We start from the raw sequence: 16,517 nt of genomic DNA on the forward strand, positions 1-16,517 counted from the left end.
AGGGGTCCGGCGGACCGGGGACAGTCACCGGCGGTCGCCCGTGCTCACCGGCGGTCGCCGGCCGCGAAGCCGACCGCCACCACCAGCAGCCACAGCGGACCGGTGAACCCGGCCATGTACTGCAGCGGCGAGAGCCCGAGCAGCAGCGTCAGCCCGCCGAGCACCGCGCTCACCCAGCCGATCCACCGGGGCGCCGCGGCGTGCCGCAGGGCCGCGACCGCGACGGCCACCCCGGACAGGCCCGCCCCGACCCACAGCCACGGGATCGTCGCGACCCAGTCGACGTAGAACGCGCCCGACTCCGGGATCAGCAGGTCCGGCTCGGCGAACCCGAAGATGAACTGGGTGTCCAGGCCGGACCCCAGCAGCGTCGCGACGGCCACCAGGAGCAGCCCGGCCGAGGCCACCGGCGGCAGCAGGCTCCCCGCCGGGGCCTGCTGGCCGAGCCGCCGGGCCAGCCCCGCGGCGAACACCACGACCAGCGCCGTCGCGGCCACCGTCGCCGTGTGGAACACCAGCAGCTCGGTCGTCCGGCCCGCCATGTCCGCGACCACGGCCTCGGCGTCGCCGGCCGTCTCCTCCCAGCTCGCCCCGACGGCCATCGACGCCTGCACCGAGACCAGGCCGGCGAGACCGGCCCCGATCCCGGCGAGCGCCCACCCGCGCGGCTGCGACCGGACCCGCCCGCCGCCGGTGCCGCCCCCTGCTGCGGCACCGACGCCCGTGCTGCCGGCCGTCGCGCGGCCGTCCGCCTGCGTGTCGTGCGTGGTCATGCGTCCTCCTCGGTCCACCGGCGGGCGGGACGCCTGCCGTCGAGGACGACGCTCGGCCGGGCGGCGTCCCGGGCACCAGGGCGCGGCGCCCGGGTCGCCGGGCGATCCGCCCGGGCACGCCGGCGCCCCCGCCCGCACCCCCCGCCCGCACCCCCCGCCCGCACCCCCCGCGCGCACCCCGCTCGACGGCGTCGCTACACTCGTGCCCACAGGCACCGATCCGGCCATCACCGGGGAGCCTCCGGAAGAACGGGCCCCAGCACCACCGGGGCCCCGGTAGAACCGGACGGGTAGGCCCGTCACAGCCGTCAGCGAGTGGTCGCGCGCGACCCGGTACCCCCGGGCAGCGAACGGCAAGCGGGGTGGTACCGCGGTGTCACCGGGTCGCAGGGCCCGGGGTCGTCGTCCCCGTGGGTCCGCCACGCACCGCGCCCGCACCCGGGTGCCGACCACAGGAGAGCCAGTCGTCATGGCCTACCCGCTGCACCGCACGCCCTCCGGCAAGCACGCCGCGCCCACCGCCCCCGGCGCCTCGTTCGGGCTGCCCGCGTCGCCCGACCTGCCGGCGCTGGAGAAGGACGTCCTCGCCTACTGGGACGCCGACGGGACGTTCCAGGCGTCGATCGACGCGCGGGAGACGGGTCAGGACGGCGCGAACGAGTTCGTGTTCTACGACGGCCCGCCGTTCGCCAACGGCCTGCCGCACTACGGGCACCTGCTGACCGGGTACGCGAAGGACATCGTCGGCCGCTACCAGACGCAGCGCGGCCGCCGGGTGGAGCGCCGGTTCGGCTGGGACACCCACGGGCTGCCGGCGGAGCTCGAGGCGGAGCGGATCCTCGGCATCACGGACAAGTCCCAGATCGAGGAGATGGGCATCGAGGCGTTCAACGACGCCTGCCGGACCTCGGTGCTGCGGTACACCGACGAGTGGCAGGTCTACGTGACCCGCCAGGCGCGGTGGGTGGACTTCGAGCGCGACTACAAGACGCTGGACCCGACGTTCATGGAGTCGGTGATCTGGGCGTTCAAGCGGCTCTACGACAAGGGCTGGGCGTACGAGGGCTACCGCGTGCTGCCGTACTGCTGGAACGACCAGACGCCGCTGTCCAACCACGAGCTGAAGATGGACGACGACGTCTACTCCGACGTCCAGGACCAGACGGTCACGGTGACGTTCCCGCTGACCGGCGCGCGCGCGGACGAGCTGGGCCTGACCGGCGTCGCGGCGCTGGCGTGGACGACGACCCCGTGGACGCTGCCGACCAACTCGGCGCTCGCGGTCGGGCCGGACGTCACGTACGTCGTGCTGCCTGCGGGGCCGGACGGGACCAGCGCCGCCGCCACGCAGCTGCTGATGGCGCGCGAGCTGGTGAAGGGCTACGCGAAGGACCTGGGCTACGCGTCGGCCGAGGACGCGCTGGCGGCCGTGACCCGCGAGGTGCGCGGCGCGGACCTCGCGGGCGTGCGCTACGAGCCGCTGTTCGACTACCTGGCGGACCAGCCGGGCATGGCCGAGCACGGGTTCCAGGTGCTGCTCGCCGACTACGTGACCACCGAGGACGGCACCGGTGTCGTGCACCAGGCGCCCGCCTACGGCGAGGTCGACCAGGAGACCTGCGAGGCCGCGGGCATCCCCACGGTGCTGAGCGTGGACGAGGGCGGGAAGTTCACCGCGCTGGTCCCGGACTTCCAGGGCCTGCAGGTGTTCGAGGCGAACAAGCCGATCACCCAGCGGCTGCGCGCCGACGGCCGGCTGCTGCGCCAGGCGTCGTACGTGCACTCGTACCCGCACTGCTGGCGCTGCCGCAAGCCGCTGATCTACAAGGCCGTGTCGTCCTGGTTCGTCAAGGTGACGGCGTTCCGCGACCGGATCGTCGAGCTGAACCGCGACATCTCCTGGGTGCCGGACCACATCAAGGACGGCCAGTTCGGCAACTGGCTCGCCGGTGCCCGCGACTGGTCGGTGTCCCGCAACCGGTACTGGGGCACGCCGATCCCGGTGTGGGTGAGCGACGACGACCGGTACCCGCGGATCGACGTCTACGGCTCGTTCGCGGAGCTGGAGGCCGACTTCGGCCGGCTGCCGCTGAACGCCGCCGGTGAGCCGGACCTGCACCGCCCGTACATCGACGACCTGACCCGCCCGAACCCCGACGACCCGACCGGCGCGTCCACCATGCGCCGCATCCCGGACGTGCTGGACGTGTGGTTCGACTCCGGGTCGATGCCGTACGCCCAGGTGCACTACCCGTTCGAGAACACGGAGTGGTTCGAGCACCACTACCCGGGCGACTTCATCACGGAGTACATCGGGCAGACCCGCGGCTGGTTCTACGTGCTGCACGTGCTCGCGACCGCGCTGTTCGACCGGCCGGCGTTCCGCACGTCGGTGTCGCACGGCATCGTGCTGGGCTCCGACGGCCGCAAGATGAGCAAGTCGCTGCGCAACTACCCGGACGTGTCCGAGGTCTTCGACCGCGACGGCTCCGACGCGATGCGCTGGTTCCTCATGGCGTCGCCGATCCTGCGCGGCGGGAACCTGGTGGTCACCGAGGAGGGCATCCGCTCCGAGGTGCGCCAGGTGCTGCTCCCGCTGTGGAGCACCTGGTACTTCTTCGCGCTGTACGCCAACGCCGCGGACGGCGGGGCCGGGCTGACCGCGGGTCGCGTCACCGCGAGCACGCCGCTGAGCACGATGGACCGGTACGTCCTGGCCCGCACCCGCGGCCTGGTCGAGCAGGTCACCGCGCAGCTCGACGCGTACGACGTGCCCGGCGCCTGCGAGACGGTGCGCGTGCACCTGGACCTGCTGACCAACTGGTACGTCCGCACCCAGCGGGACCGGTTCTGGGACGAGGACCCCGCGGCGTTCGACACGCTGTGGACCGCGCTCGAGACGCTCACCCGCGTGATGGCGCCGCTCGCGCCGCTGCTGTCGGAGGAGGTCTGGCGCGGCCTGACCGGCGGGCGCTCGGTGCACCTGACCGACTGGCCGACCCTCGGCGACGGGTCGGCGGACGACGTGGCGCTCGCGGCCGACGACGACCTGGTCGCCGCGGTCGACGGCGTGCGCGAGGCGGTGTCCGCGGCCCTCGGCCTGCGCAAGGCGAACGCCCTGCGCGTGCGGCAGCCGCTGCGCGAGCTGCGGGTGGCGACGGCCGACCCGACGGCGCTCGCGCCGTTCGTGGACCTCCTGGCCGCGGAGCTCAACGTCAAGCACGTCGTGCTGTCCACCGTCGAGGAGGCCGCCGCCGGTGGTGTCGCGGTCCGCCGCGACCTCGCCGTGAACGCCCGCGCCGCCGGCCCGCGCCTGGGCCGGGGGGTGCAGGCCGTGATCCGCGCCGCGAAGGCCGGTGCGTGGTCGACGGACGCCGAGGGCACCGTGGTGGTCCGGACCGACGACGGCGACGTGCCGGTGCTGGCGTCCGAGTACGAGCTCACGACGGCGATCGACGTCGTCGGCGGCGCGGACGGGACGCTCGCCGCGGGGGTGCTGCCGTCCGGCGGGTTCGTCGTGCTCGACCTGGAGCTGGACGACGCGCTGCGCGCCGAGGGCTACGCCCGCGACGTGGTCCGCGCGGTGCAGGACGCGCGCAAGGCCGCGGGCCTGGCCGTCACCGACCGGATCCGGCTGACGCTGACCGTGTCGGCGGCCGACGAGGCCGCGGTCCGCACCCACGAGCAGTTCATCGCGTCCGAGACGCTGGCCACCACGGTCGACGTCCGGGCCACCGAGCAGGCGGGGACGCTGGACGTCGCCGTGGAGAGGACGGGCGCGTGAGCCGCCAGGACCGGCACGAGCACGACGACGACCAGCACGACGACCAGCGCGAGGACGAGCCCCAGGACGTCCGCGAGCGGGAGATCACGGGCGAGCACGACGGCGTCCGCACGGGCAGCGGCTCCGACCGCGACCAGCCGGGCACGAAGGCGCCAAGCGGCGCGGCGCACCTGAAGGACGAGGCCGCGCGCGCGGCCCGCCGTGCGGCGGACGAGGTCTACGCGGGCATCCTCGAGCGGGCGCCGGAGCACGACATCGACCCGACCCTCGACCGGGTGCGGGCGGTCTGCGAGCTGCTGGGCGACCCGCAGCGCGCGTACCGCGTCGTGCACGTCACCGGGACCAACGGCAAGACGTCGACGGCCCGGATGATCGAGCGTCTGGTGCGCGAGCACGGGCTGCGCACGGGCCGGTTCACCAGCCCGCACCTGACCCGGGTGACCGAGCGGATCGCGGTCGACGGGGAGCCGATCTCCGACGAGCTGTTCGTCGCGACCTGGCAGGACGTCGCCCCGTACGTGCACATGGTCGACGTGCAGGAGCAGGCCGCGGGCCGGCCCCGGCTGTCGTTCTTCGAGGTGTTCACGGTGATGGCGTTCGCCGCGTTCGCGGACGCCCCGGTGGACGTCGCCGTGATCGAGGTCGGCATGGGCGGCCGCTGGGACGCGACCAACGTCGCCGACGGCGAGGTCGCGGTGATCACCCCGGTGGCCTACGACCACGAGCGCTGGCTCGGTCACACCCTGGTGGAGATCGCGGGGGAGAAGGCGGGCATCGTCAAGGACGGCGCCACGCTGGTGCTCGCGACCCAGGACGAGGACGCCGAGGGCGTCATCCTCCAGGCGGCCGCCGAGCGCGGGGCCCGGGTGATCCGCGAGGGCATCGACGTCGACGTGGTCGAGCGCCGCGTCGCCGTCGGCGGCCAGCTGCTGACCCTGCGCGGCACCGGTGGCGTCTACACCGACGTGTTCCTGCCGATGCACGGCGAGCACCAGGCGCACAACGCGCTCGCGGCGCTGGTCGCGACGGAGGCGCTGATGGCCGGCGGCGCCGCGCTGGAGGGCGGGATCGTCGAGGTCGCGTTCGCCGACGTGGACTCCCCGGGCCGGCTCGAGATCGTCCGGACCAGCCCGACGATCCTGGTCGACGCGGCGCACAACCCCGCGGGCGCGCAGGCGCTGGTCACCGCGGTCGAGGAGGCCTTCGCGTTCCAGCGGGTCGTCGGCGTGTTCGGCGTGATGGCCGACAAGGACCCCGAGAACATCCTCGCGGTGCTCGAGCCGGTGCTGGACGAGATCGTGCTCACCCGGGCGTCGACCCCGCGGGCGATGGAGGTGGACGACCTCGCGGAGATCGCCGAGGACGTGTTCGGCGAGGACCGGGTGCACGTGCGCGAGCGCCTGGACGACGCGGTGACGCTCGCGGCCGACCTCGCGGAGCGGGACGTCGAGCGCGGCGCGGCCGTGCTGGTGACCGGCTCGATCCTGCTCGTCGCGGAGGCGCGGACGCTGCTCGGCCGCTCCTGACGGACCCCGCCCGGCGGGCCTGCACCGATGTGCAGGCCCGCCGCACGTCTGCCCCTTGACGCCCACGACCTGCGGGGCGAGTGTGAGGTCTGCGCGGCGAGGGCGCCGCGCACCGCCCCCGCCGAAGGGAACCACCGACGTGAAGAAGCTCATCAACGACCCGCACACCGTCGTCGCCGAGTCCGTCGAGGGGTTCGGCCTCGCGCACGCCGACGTGGTGCAGGTGCACACCGACCCGCTGTTCGTGGCCCGGGCCGGGGGCGTCGTCGCCGGCAAGGTCGGCCTGGTCTCGGGCGGCGGCAGCGGGCACGAGCCGCTGCACGCCGGGTTCGTCGGCGACGGCATGCTCGACGCCGCGGTCCCCGGCCCGATGTTCACCTCGCCCACGCCCGACCAGATCGCCCCGGCGTTCGCGGCCGCGGACGGCGGCGCGGGGGTCGTGGCGATCGTCAAGAACTACACCGGTGACGTGCTCAACTTCGAGACGGCCGCCGAGCTCGCGGACGCCGAGGACCTGACCGTGCGCACCGTCCTGGTGAACGACGACGTCGCCGTCGAGGACTCGCTCTACACCGCCGGGCGGCGCGGCGTCGCGGGGACGGTCGCGGTGGAGAAGATCGCCGGGGCCGCGGCCGCGCGCGGCGACGACCTGGACGCGGTCGTCGCGGTGGCCGAGAAGGTGGTCGCCAACGTGCGGTCGATGGGCGTCGCCCTGACGGCGTGCACCGTCCCGCACGCCGGCAAGCCGTCGTTCGACCTGCCGGACGACGAGATCGAGATCGGCATCGGCATCCACGGCGAGCCGGGTCGGCGACGCATCCCGCTGGCCGGCGCGGACGAGATCACCGAGTTGCTGCTGACGCCCGTCGCCGACGACCTGGCGCTCGCCGCGGGGGAGCAGGTGCTGCTGCTCGTCAACGGCATGGGCGGCACGCCGCTGTCCGAGCTCTACGTCGTCTATCGTCAGGCACGCAGGCTGCTCGAGGGCCGCGGGGTCGAGGTGACCCGGTCGCTCGTGGGCAACTATGTGACATCACTGGAGATGCAGGGTGCGTCGGTCACCGTCCTCCGGTTGGACGACGAGCTCACCGCGCTCTGGGACGCGCCGGTGCGCACGGCCGCGCTGCACTGGTAGCCCGGCCGGGTCCGACACCGGGGGCGTGACCGTTCGGCTCGACGGCGGAGGTGGGAACGCAGGATGACCGGATCCCTGGGTGCGGCGTGGGCGGTGGCCTGGACGCGGCGGACGGCCGAGGTGGTGACCGAGCACCGCGAGGAGCTCATCGAGCTCGACCGGCAGATCGGCGACGGCGACCACGGCGAGAACCTCACGCGGGGGTTCACCGCGGTCGTCGCGAAGCTCGACGCGCTCGAGGAGCAGCCCGCCGACGTCGGCGCGGTGCTCAAGCTCGTCGCGACCACCCTGATGTCGACGGTCGGCGGCGCCGCCGGGCCGCTGTACGGGACGGCCTACCTGCGCGCGGCGAAGGTGACCGGGCTGCCCGAGCTGGACAGCGCGGCCGTCGTCGCCCTGCTGGAGGCCGCGCTCGAGGGCATCGTCGTGCGCGGCAAGGCGTCCCCGGGCGAGAAGACGATGGTCGACGCGTGGACCCCCGCGGTCGAGGCGGCGGTCGCGGCGGCCGACGCGGGCGCGTCCCCGGCGGCGGTGCTCGCGGCGGCGGCCGAGGCGGCGCGCGGCGGCGCGGCGGCGACGATCCCGCTGGTCGCCACGAAGGGCCGGGCGTCCTACCTCGGCGAGCGGTCGGCCGGGCACCAGGACCCGGGGGCGACCTCGACGGCGCTCCTGCTCGAGGCCGCGGCCGCCACCGCGGCGCAGGCGTCCGCATGACCGCCCCCGTCGCGCTGGTGCTGGTCTCGCACTCGGCGCGGCTCGCCGACGGCGCCCGGGAGCTCGCCGCGCAGATGGCCCCGGACGTGCTGATCGTGGCCGCGGGCGGCAACGGCACCGGGGAGCCGGGCGACGCGGGGCTGGGCACCAGCTTCGACCTGGTGGAGTCGGCGCTCGTCGAGGCCACGGCGGAGGGCCGGTCCGCGGTCGTGCTGACCGACCTCGGCTCGGCGGTGCTCACCACCGAGTCGGTCGTCGAGATGCTCGACGAGGACGTGGCGGCGCGGGTGCACCTCGCGGCGGCCCCGTTCGTCGAGGCGGCGGTCGCGGCGGCCGTGACGGCGGCGGGCGGCGCGCCCGTGGGCGAGGTCCTCGGCGCCGCGACGGCCGCCGGCGCGACGTTCGCGCACGACGCCGGGCCCGGCCCGGGTGCGGGCGCGGGCGGTGGGGTGGTCGGCGGCGAGGGCGAGGGCGCTCCCGAGATCCCGACCCCGCACGCCGCGGGGGACCAGGCGACCGTCATCACCGCGCACGTGCTGGTGCGCAACCCGATGGGCCTGCACGCCCGGCCCGCGGCGGTCCTGGCGCGGATGATGGCGGGCTTCGACGCCGCCGTGCAGGTCGACGGCGTGAACGGTGCGAGCGTGCTCGAGCTGATGCAGCTCGGTGCGACGCAGGGCCGGACGCTGGAGGTCTCGGCCACGGGCCCGCAGGCGCGCGTCGCGGTGGACGCGTTCGTCGGCGCCGTCGAGGAGGGCTTCGGCGAGGTCTGACCCGCCACACCCACCGCACCCGCACCCGCAACCCGCAACCCCGCCGGGCGCGAGGGCGTACGAGACACCACGAGGGCGCATTCCGCGGAGTGCGCCCTGGCGGCGTCTCGTACGCCCTCGCGGACCCGGGAGCGGGAGCGGGTGCAGGGGCGGGAGAGAATGCTGCGCGGTGTGCAATAATGCATGGCGTGCAGGAATCCACCGGGCAGGACGAGGGGCTGCGGGCCCGCAAGAAGCGCGCCCGCCTGGAGGCGTTCGTCGACGCCACCCACCGCCTCGCGGGGGAGCACGGCCTCGACAACGTCACCGTCGAGCAGATCTGCGCCGAGGTCGGTGTCTCGGTGCGCACGTTCTTCAACTACTTCGAGTCCAAGGACGACGCCGTGCTCGGCCTGGAGCACTGGCGCATCGAGGGCGCCGCCGCCGAGGCGTTCGCCACCGGCGGCCCGACCGGCGACCTGCTGCCCGACATGCAGGTCCTCGTCGCCAGCGCCCTCGACCACCCGCCGCTCGGCAAGGAGCGGATGGCCCGCGCGTTCGAGGTCGCCAAGGGCAACCCCGACCTGTTCCTGCGCGCCTACACCCACGTGCAGGGCCTGCACGACGAGATCGAGGCCCTGGTCCGGCGCCGGCTCGGGGACTCCGCCGACGAGGCGGTCCTCCTCATGGTCGGCGCCCTGCTCGTCGTGCTCTCGCACGCGAGCTTCCTGCGCTGGGACGCCGCCGGCGGCGAGGGCGACGTGCACGCGCAGCTGCCGTCCGTCGTCGCCGACCTCGCGCAGGTCCTCGCCCCGCGGACCTGACCGACCCGTCCGCGCCCGCCCCACGCCCCCGCGCGGTGGCTCTGCCCGCCCCGCTCCCGCACCAGACGCACCACCGCCGACGACGGCGCCACCGGCGACCGACCGTCGCGCGTGGCGGCGCGCCGGCCCGACCCGAGAACGGACCACGCCCATGGCGACCACCGCCCCCGCCCCCGACAAGCCGCTGGTGGAGCTGAACCAGCGCACCATCTGGACGATCTTCGGCGCCCTGCTCGCGAGCATGCTGCTGTCCTCGCTCGACCAGTCCATCGTCGGCACCGCGATGCCCACCATCGTCGGCGAGCTCAACGGCGTCGAGCACCAGGGCTGGGTCGTGACGATCTACATCCTGGCGATCGCGATCGTCATGCCCCTGTACGGCAAGTTCGGCGACCTGTGGGGGCGGCGCTGGCCGTTCCTCGTCGCGATCAGCCTGTTCACGCTGGCCTCCGCGGGCGCGGGCTTCGCGCAGTCGTTCGGCGAGCTCGTCGCGTGGCGCGGCGTCCAGGGACTCGGCGGCGGCGGCCTGATCATCCTGTCGCAGGCGATCATCGCGGACATCGTGCCCGCCAAGGAGCGCGGCAAGTACATGGGCCCGATGGGGGCCATGTTCGGTGTCGCGGCCGTCGCCGGCCCCCTGCTCGGCGGGCTGTTCACCGACCACGCCGACTGGCGCTGGTGCTTCTGGATCAACATCCCGATCGGCATCGCCGCGTTCGTCACGGCCTGGTGCACCCTCAGGCTGCCGAGCCACCGCTCGGGCCGGCGGCTGGACGTCGCGGGCATCGTGCTGCTGACCCTGGCGACGTCCGGGATCGTGCTCGTCACCTCGTGGAGCTCGATCTCCGGCGAGGCCGGCTACGACTGGTCCGACGGCCGCCTGATCGGCCTGCTGGTCGGCACCGTCGTCGCCGCCGTCGCGTTCGTGCTCGTCGAGCTGCGCGCCCAGGAGCCGATCCTCCCGCTGCGCCTGTTCAAGAACCCCACGTTCACGCTGGCCACCGGCGTCGGCCTGGTCATCGGCATGGGCATGTTCGCCTCGCTGGCGTTCCTGCCGACGTTCCTGCAGATGTCGACCGGCTCCGGGGTCACCGAGTCCGGCCTGCTCATGCTCCCGATGACCGTCGGGGTGATGCTGACCGCGATCGGCTCCGGCATCGCGATCACGAAGACCGGGCGGTACAAGGCGTTCCCGATCACGGGCATGGGCATCGCGACCCTCGGGCTCGCGTGGCTGACCACCATCACCGGCGACATGTCGATGGTGCTGTTCGGCGTGATGATCTTCGTGCTCGGCGCCGGCCTCGGCCTCGTGATGCAGACGATCGTCCTGGCCGTGCAGAACTCGGTCGACCCGCACGAGCTCGGCACCGCGACCTCCGCGAACAACTTCTTCCGCGAGATCGGCGCGGCGGTCGGCACAGCGCTGTTCAGCACGATCTTCACGGGCCGGCTGTCCGAGCGGCTCGAGGGCGTGTTCGCCGGTGCCCCCGCGGGCGGCGACGCGGGCGTCGACCCGACGGGCAGCGCCGAGTCGCTGACGCCCGCCCTGGTCGCCCAGCTGCCGCAGCAGCTGCACGACGGCGTGGTGACCGCCTACACCGAGGCCCTGGCCCCGGCGTTCTGGTACCTGGTGCCGCTGCTGGCGCTCGGGTTCGTGCTCACGCTGTTCCTGCGCGAGGTCAAGCTCTCCGACGTCGCCGGCATGGTGGCGCGCGGCGAGGCCACGGCCGGCACGTCCGCCGACCCCAGGTAGCCTCGGCGCGTGAGCATGCACGCCGGGCGGCCCCCACGCAGGAAGCGTCCCGCCAAGCCCCAGTTCGCCTCGATGATGCTCGTCCTCGAGGGCGTCCTGGTGCTGTTCGCGGCGCTGACCGCGTACGGGCTGCGGTCGGCCCCGCCGATGACGCTCTGGGTCGTCGCGGGCTCGATGTTCCTGGTCCTCGTGGTGCTGTCCCGCCTCGTGACCGCCCCCGGCGGCTACGTGGCGGGCAGCGTCGCGCAGGTCCTCGTGATCGCGTGCGGCGTCGTGATCCCGCTGATGTACGTGCTCGGCGCGCTGTTCGCGGTGCTGTGGTTCGTCTCGCTGCGGCTCGGCGGGCGGATCGACGCGGAGCGGGCGGAGTTCGACGCCGCCTACCCCGACCAGACGCCGCAGGGCGGCCTGCCGCCGCGGGCCCTGCCGCCGACGGCCGAAGCGCCCGGCAACGACGGGCCCGCGGAGCCCGGCGCCGCCCGTTAGGGTCGTCCGCATGAGCGACATCCAGCGCACCCTGGTCCTGGTCAAGCCCGACGGCGTGAGCCGCGGCCTCTCCGGCGAGGTCCTGCGCCGCATCGAGGCCAAGGGCTACACCCTGGTGGCCGTCGAGCTCCGCACCGCGGACGACGCCCTCCTGCACGCCCACTACGCCGAGCACGAGGGCAAGCCGTTCTTCCAGCCTCTCGTCGACTTCATGAAGTCCGGCCCCGTGCTCGCCGTCGTGGCCGAGGGGCACCGCGTCATCGAGGGCTTCCGGTCGCTGGCCGGCACCACCGACCCGACCGTCGCCGCGCCGGGCACCATCCGCGGGGACCTGGGCCGCGACTGGGGCCTGAAGGTCACCCAGAACCTCGTGCACGGCTCGGACGCCGAGGAGTCCGCCGCCCGCGAGATCGCCCTCTGGTTCCCGAACCTCCCGGCCTGACCGCCGTCGTCCCGGGGCACGGGCCGCAGCCGCACTAGGCTGCGGCCCGTGCACCTCAAGACGCTCACCCTGCGCGGGTTCAAGTCGTTCGCCTCGGCGACGACGCTGAACCTGGAGCCCGGGGTGACCTGCGTCGTCGGGCCGAACGGGTCGGGCAAGTCCAACGTCGTCGACGCGCTCGCCTGGGTGATGGGGGAGCAGGGCGCCAAGTCGCTGCGCGGCGGCAAGATGGAGGACGTCATCTTCGCCGGGACCGCCGGCCGCCCGCCGCTGGGTCGCGCCGAGGTCTCGCTGACCATCGACAACACCGACGGCGCGCTGCCGATCGAGTACACCGAGGTCACGATCTCGCGGACGCTGTTCCGCAACGGCGGCTCCGAGTACGCGATCAACGGCCGGGCGTGCCGGCTGCTGGACATCCAGGACCTGCTGTCCGACTCCGGCCTGGGCCGCGAGATGCACGTGATCGTCGGCCAGGGGCAGCTCGACGCCGTGCTGCGCGCGACGCCGGAGGAGCGCCGGGGGTTCATCGAGGAGGCCGCGGGCGTCCTCAAGCACCGCAAGCGCAAGGAGAAGGCGCTCCGCAAGCTCGACGCGATGCAGGCCAACCTGACCCGGCTGACCGACCTCACCGGCGAGCTGCGGCGCCAGCTCGGACCTCTCGGCCGGCAGGCGGAGGTCGCGCGGCGCGCGCAGACCGTGCAGGCCGACGTGCGCGACGCCCGGGCCCGGCTGCTCGCCGACGACCTCGCGCAGCTCACCGCGACCCTGGAGCAGGAGGTCGCCGACGAGACCGCGCTGCGGGCCCGGCGCGCGGAGGCCGAGCAGGCGCTCGACTCCGCGCGGGCCCGGCTGGCGCACCTGGAGCGGGAGGCGGCCGAGGCGGCGCCGGCGCTGGGCGAGGCGTCCGACGTCTGGTACCGGCTGTCCTCGTTGCGCGAGCGGCTGCGCGGCACGGCCTCGCTGGCCACCGACCGGGCGCGGCTGCTCGGCTCGGCCGCGCCGGAGCGCACCGGCGGGCAGGACCCGGCGGACCTGGAGCGGCAGGCCGAGCGGGTCCGCGTCGCGGAGGCCGAGCTCGTCGCCGAGGTGGACCAGGCCCGCGCCCGGCTGGAGTCCGCGCAGGCGGCGCGCCAGGAGGCCGAGCAGGCCGCCGCGGCCGCGGAGAAGGCGCTGGCGACCGTCCTGCGCGGCGCAGCGGACCGTCGCGAGGGCCTGGCCCGGCTCGCCGGTCAGGTCGCCGCGCGCCGCAGCCGGCTCGAGGCGACCGAGGCGGAGATCGGTCGGCTCCGGGACACGCTGACCGAGGCGGAGCGCCGCGGGCAGGACGCGTCGGTCGCGTTCGCCGCGCTGGAGTCGCAGGTCGCCGGGGTCGAGGAGGGCGAGGAGGGCCTGGACGCCGCGCACGAGGCCGCGACCGAGGCCGTGGAGTCCGCGGCCGCGCGCGTCGAGGAGCTGACCGCCGCGCTGGGTGCGGCCGAGCGCGACGGCGCCGCGCTGGCGTCCCGGATCGAGACCCTCGAGCTCAGCCTGACGCGCAAGGACGGTGCCGGGGCGCTGCTGGCGTCCGACGAGGTCGCGGGCGTCGTCGGCTCGCTGGCCGCGCTGATCGGCGTCGCGACGGGCGACGAGGACGCGATCGTCGCGGCGCTCGGCGCGTCCGCCGACGCGGTGGCGGTCGAGTCCGTGGGCGCCGCCGTCGACGCGATCCGGTACCTGCGCGACCAGGACGCCGGCCGCGCCGGCCTCGTCGTGGCGGCCGGGGCGGACGCCGGTGGGGGTGCGGACGAGGCCCGCGGCCCCGCCCCCGACGGCGCCGCCTGGGCGCTGGACCTCGTGCAGGCGCCGCCGGCCGTGCTGCCCGCCGTCCGCCGCCTGCTGCGGGACGTGGTGGTCGTCGACGACCTCGTGGCCGCGCGGGCGCTGGTCGCGGACCGGCCGGACCTGGTGGTGGCGACCCGCGCGGGCGACGTGCTGGCCGCGCACCGGGCGTCCGGCGGCTCGGCGACCGCCCCGAGCGCCCTGCACCTGCAGGCCGCGCTCGACGAGGCCCGCGCGGGCGCCGCGGACGCCGACGCGCGCGCCGCGGCGGCCCGCGAGGCGCTGGTCGGGGCCCGTGAGGCCGCCGCGACCGCCCGCGCGGAGCACGAGCGCACCCTGGAGCAGCTGAACGAGTCCGACGCCGCGCTCGCCGCCGTCGCGGAGCAGCTGGGTCACCTCGGCGCCACCGCCCGCGCCGCCGGGGCCGAGGCCGACCGGGTGCGGGCGTCGCTGGCGACCGCCGAGCAGGCCCTCGCCGCGGGGGGCGCGGAGCTCGCCGAGCTGACCGAGCGGCTCGCCGCGGCGGAGGCGGAACCCGCCGACACCGACACCGCGATCGAGGACCGCACCCGGGAGCGGGACGCCCTCGGGGAGGCGGCCGCCGCCGCGCGCGGCCGCGAGACCGAGGCGCGCCTGACGCTGCGCACCGCCGAGGAGCGCGCCCGCGCCCTGTCCGGTCGGGCGGAGTCGCTGGACCGCGCCGCCCGCACCGAGCGCGCCGCGCGCGAGCGGGCCGCCGAGCGCGAGCAGGCCCGGGCCCGGCACGCCGCGGTCGCCACCGCCGTCGCCCTCGGCGCCGGTCAGGCGCTCACGGCCCTCGACCGTGCCCTCGCGCAGGCAGCCGACGAGCGCGACGCCGCCGAGGCCGCCCGCACCGAGCGGGAGGCGGCCCTGACGGAGGTCCGCGCGCAGGTCGACCAGCGGCAGCGCGAGGTCGCCCAGCTCACCGACGCCGCGCACCGCGACGAGGTCGCCCGCGCCGAGCAGCGGCTGCGCATCGAGCAGCTGCAGACCCGCTCGGTGGAGGACCTCGGGATCGACCCCGCCGTGCTCGTTGAGGAGTACGGGCCGCACCGGCCGGTCCCGGTGCTCGCGGCCCCGCCGAAGGGCGCCGCACCCGATCCCGACGCCGAGCCGGAGCTCGTGCCCTACGTCCGCTCCGAGCAGGAGAAGCGCCTGCGGTCCGCGGAGCGGGCCCTGTCGCAGCTCGGCAAGGTCAACCCGCTGGCGCTCGAGGAGTTCGCGGCCCTGGAGGAGCGGCACCAGTTCCTGGTCGAGCAGCTGGCCGACCTCAAGAAGTCCCGCGCCGACCTGCTGGAGATCGTCCGCGACATCGACGAGCGCGTCGAGCAGGTGTTCACGGAGGCCTACCGCGACACCGCCGCGCAGTTCGACCTGGTGTTCCCGCGGCTGTTCCCCGGCGGCGAGGGCCGCCTGGTGCTGACGGACCCCGACGACATGCTCACCACGGGCATCGAGATCGAGGCGCGGCCGGCCGGCAAGAAGGTCAAGCGGCTGTCGCTGCTGTCCGGCGGGGAGCGGTCGCTGACCGCGGTGGCGCTGCTGGTGTCGATCTTCAAGGCCCGGCCCAGCCCGTTCTACGTGATGGACGAGGTCGAGGCGGCCCTGGACGACGCGAACCTCGGGCGGCTGCTGGAGATCTTCACCGAGCTCCAGCGCGACTCGCAGCTCATCGTCGTGACGCACCAGAAGCGCACGATGGAGATCGCCGACGCGCTGTACGGCGTGACGATGCGCGGGGACGGCGTGACGACCGTGATCAGCCAGCGGCTCCGGGACCCCGCGGGCGTCTGACGGGCCGGCTGACGCCCGGCCGACCCCCTGCCGACGCCCTGCACCGCGGCCCGGTGTGAAGGTTCGGTGCCGGTTCGGCACAGTTCCGCCCGGACGGGTGCGGCGCCGCGCGCCGGGCCCTCCCGGCGGCGGAAGATGGGACCCATGGGCGTGGGTTTCGTGGTGGTGATCGGGGTGGCTGTGCTGGCGGCGCTGGGGGTGCTCGCGGTCGCGGGCCGCGGCGGGGGACGGCCGGACGTCCGGACGTTCCTGACCGACTTCCGCAACGGCGTGCGCCGCCGGGACGACGCTGCGCCGGCCGCCGACGCCGAGCCCGACCCGGTGGACGTGTCGTTCGCGCAGTTCTTCGCCGAGGCGCCGCAGGCCGACGACCGCGGCGGCTACCTCCGGCTCGACGAGCTCGCCGGGGTCATCGAGCGGACGGGGGAGCGCGCGGGCCGGATCCGCGAGCACCTGCCGCACCCGCGCGCCGGGTCCACGGGCGCCGACGCCTCGCACTCGGTCTCGCCCGAGGCGGCCGCCGAGGCGCCGCGGGTCCACCCGCGGGTCACCACCCCGCGGGTCTCCGCCGGCCCGCAGGGCCGGGCCACCCCGCGCACCGCGGCCCCGCGCCGCACCGGCCACGTCCCGGTCGGCACCGTCCCCGCCCCGCCGGCCGTGCCCCCGCGGCGCAGCGACGGCTGACGCAG

At 75.3% G+C, this 16,517-nt stretch carries 12 protein-coding genes; 11 read left to right on the forward strand and 1 reads right to left on the reverse strand.

What is annotated here, in order from left to right:
• Positions 1-44: 44 nt before the first annotated feature.
• The gene (locus tag ACFVXN_RS03400; RefSeq protein ID WP_389227248.1) at positions 45-773 is read right to left on the reverse strand and encodes a hypothetical protein; all 729 of its coding nucleotides are present in this window, start codon (positions 771-773) and stop codon (positions 45-47) included.
• A gap of 469 nt (positions 774-1,242) precedes the next feature.
• Here ACFVXN_RS03400 and ileS point away from each other — a divergent pair, with 469 nt between their 5' ends.
• The 11 genes from ileS (at position 1,243) to ACFVXN_RS03455 (ending at position 16,512) form a co-directional block, all read left to right on the forward strand.
• Complete coding sequence (gene ileS, locus ACFVXN_RS03405) at positions 1,243-4,557, forward strand: isoleucine--tRNA ligase (protein ID WP_389227251.1); 3,315 nt, start codon at positions 1,243-1,245, stop codon at positions 4,555-4,557.
• Between the two features lie 170 nt (positions 4,558-4,727).
• On the forward strand, positions 4,728-6,083 hold the full coding sequence (locus tag ACFVXN_RS03410; RefSeq protein WP_389227860.1) for a bifunctional folylpolyglutamate synthase/dihydrofolate synthase: 1,356 nt from the start codon (positions 4,728-4,730) through the stop codon (positions 6,081-6,083).
• A 139-nt stretch (positions 6,084-6,222) separates the two neighbouring features.
• Positions 6,223-7,218 carry a dihydroxyacetone kinase subunit DhaK gene (dhaK, locus tag ACFVXN_RS03415; RefSeq protein ID WP_389227254.1) on the forward strand — a complete coding sequence of 332 codons (996 nt, stop codon included), beginning with the start codon at positions 6,223-6,225 and terminating at the stop codon, positions 7,216-7,218.
• A gap of 63 nt (positions 7,219-7,281) precedes the next feature.
• Positions 7,282-7,932 carry a dihydroxyacetone kinase subunit DhaL gene (gene dhaL / locus ACFVXN_RS03420; protein ID WP_389227257.1) on the forward strand — a complete coding sequence of 217 codons (651 nt, stop codon included), beginning with the start codon at positions 7,282-7,284 and terminating at the stop codon, positions 7,930-7,932.
• Positions 7,929-8,705 (forward strand): dihydroxyacetone kinase phosphoryl donor subunit DhaM, encoded by a 777-nt coding sequence (gene dhaM, locus ACFVXN_RS03425; protein ID WP_389227260.1) that lies wholly within the window; start codon positions 7,929-7,931, stop codon positions 8,703-8,705. The genes dhaL and dhaM overlap by 4 nt, the downstream gene beginning before the upstream one ends.
• Before the next feature lie 188 nt (positions 8,706-8,893).
• Entirely contained in the window at positions 8,894-9,508 is a 615-nt protein-coding gene (locus ACFVXN_RS03430) for a TetR/AcrR family transcriptional regulator (RefSeq protein WP_389227263.1), read from the forward strand.
• 151 nt (positions 9,509-9,659) lie between these two features.
• A complete protein-coding gene (locus tag ACFVXN_RS03435) occupies positions 9,660-11,264 on the forward strand; it encodes an MDR family MFS transporter (RefSeq protein WP_389227266.1) in 1,605 nt (534 codons plus the stop codon).
• Between the two features lie 15 nt (positions 11,265-11,279).
• Entirely contained in the window at positions 11,280-11,750 is a 471-nt protein-coding gene (locus ACFVXN_RS03440; RefSeq protein ID WP_389227863.1) for a DUF4233 domain-containing protein, read from the forward strand.
• Between the two features lie 10 nt (positions 11,751-11,760).
• Positions 11,761-12,192, forward strand: a complete 432-nt coding sequence (ndk, locus tag ACFVXN_RS03445) for a nucleoside-diphosphate kinase (RefSeq protein ID WP_389227269.1) — start codon at positions 11,761-11,763, stop codon at positions 12,190-12,192.
• A 48-nt stretch (positions 12,193-12,240) separates the two neighbouring features.
• The gene (gene smc, locus ACFVXN_RS03450) at positions 12,241-15,828 is read left to right on the forward strand and encodes a chromosome segregation protein SMC (protein WP_389227272.1); all 3,588 of its coding nucleotides are present in this window, start codon (positions 12,241-12,243) and stop codon (positions 15,826-15,828) included.
• Between the two features lie 144 nt (positions 15,829-15,972).
• Complete coding sequence (locus ACFVXN_RS03455) at positions 15,973-16,512, forward strand: hypothetical protein (protein WP_389227275.1); 540 nt, start codon at positions 15,973-15,975, stop codon at positions 16,510-16,512.
• Positions 16,513-16,517: the final 5 nt, after the last annotated feature.

The organism is Cellulomonas sp. NPDC058312, assembly GCF_042880135.1.
In the GTDB taxonomy this organism is placed as follows: Bacteria; Actinomycetota; Actinomycetes; order Actinomycetales; family Cellulomonadaceae; genus Cellulomonas.

Bases quoted from the DNA above. Each gene is read 5' to 3' on its own strand.
- ACFVXN_RS03455 (WP_389227275.1), top strand. From the start codon at position 15,973: ATGGGCGTGGGTTTCGTGGTGGTGATCGGGGTGGCTGTGCTGGCGGCG.
- ndk (WP_389227269.1), top strand. From the start codon at position 11,761: ATGAGCGACATCCAGCGCACCCTGGTCCTGGTCAAGCCCGACGGCGTG.
- ACFVXN_RS03435 (WP_389227266.1), top strand. From the start codon at position 9,660: ATGGCGACCACCGCCCCCGCCCCCGACAAGCCGCTGGTGGAGCTGAAC.
- ACFVXN_RS03400 (WP_389227248.1), bottom strand. From the start codon at position 773: ATGACCACGCACGACACGCAGGCGGACGGCCGCGCGACGGCCGGCAGC.
- ileS (WP_389227251.1), top strand. From the start codon at position 1,243: ATGGCCTACCCGCTGCACCGCACGCCCTCCGGCAAGCACGCCGCGCCC.
- ACFVXN_RS03440 (WP_389227863.1), top strand. From the start codon at position 11,280: ATGCACGCCGGGCGGCCCCCACGCAGGAAGCGTCCCGCCAAGCCCCAG.
- dhaM (WP_389227260.1), top strand. From the start codon at position 7,929: ATGACCGCCCCCGTCGCGCTGGTGCTGGTCTCGCACTCGGCGCGGCTC.
- dhaL (WP_389227257.1), top strand. From the start codon at position 7,282: ATGACCGGATCCCTGGGTGCGGCGTGGGCGGTGGCCTGGACGCGGCGG.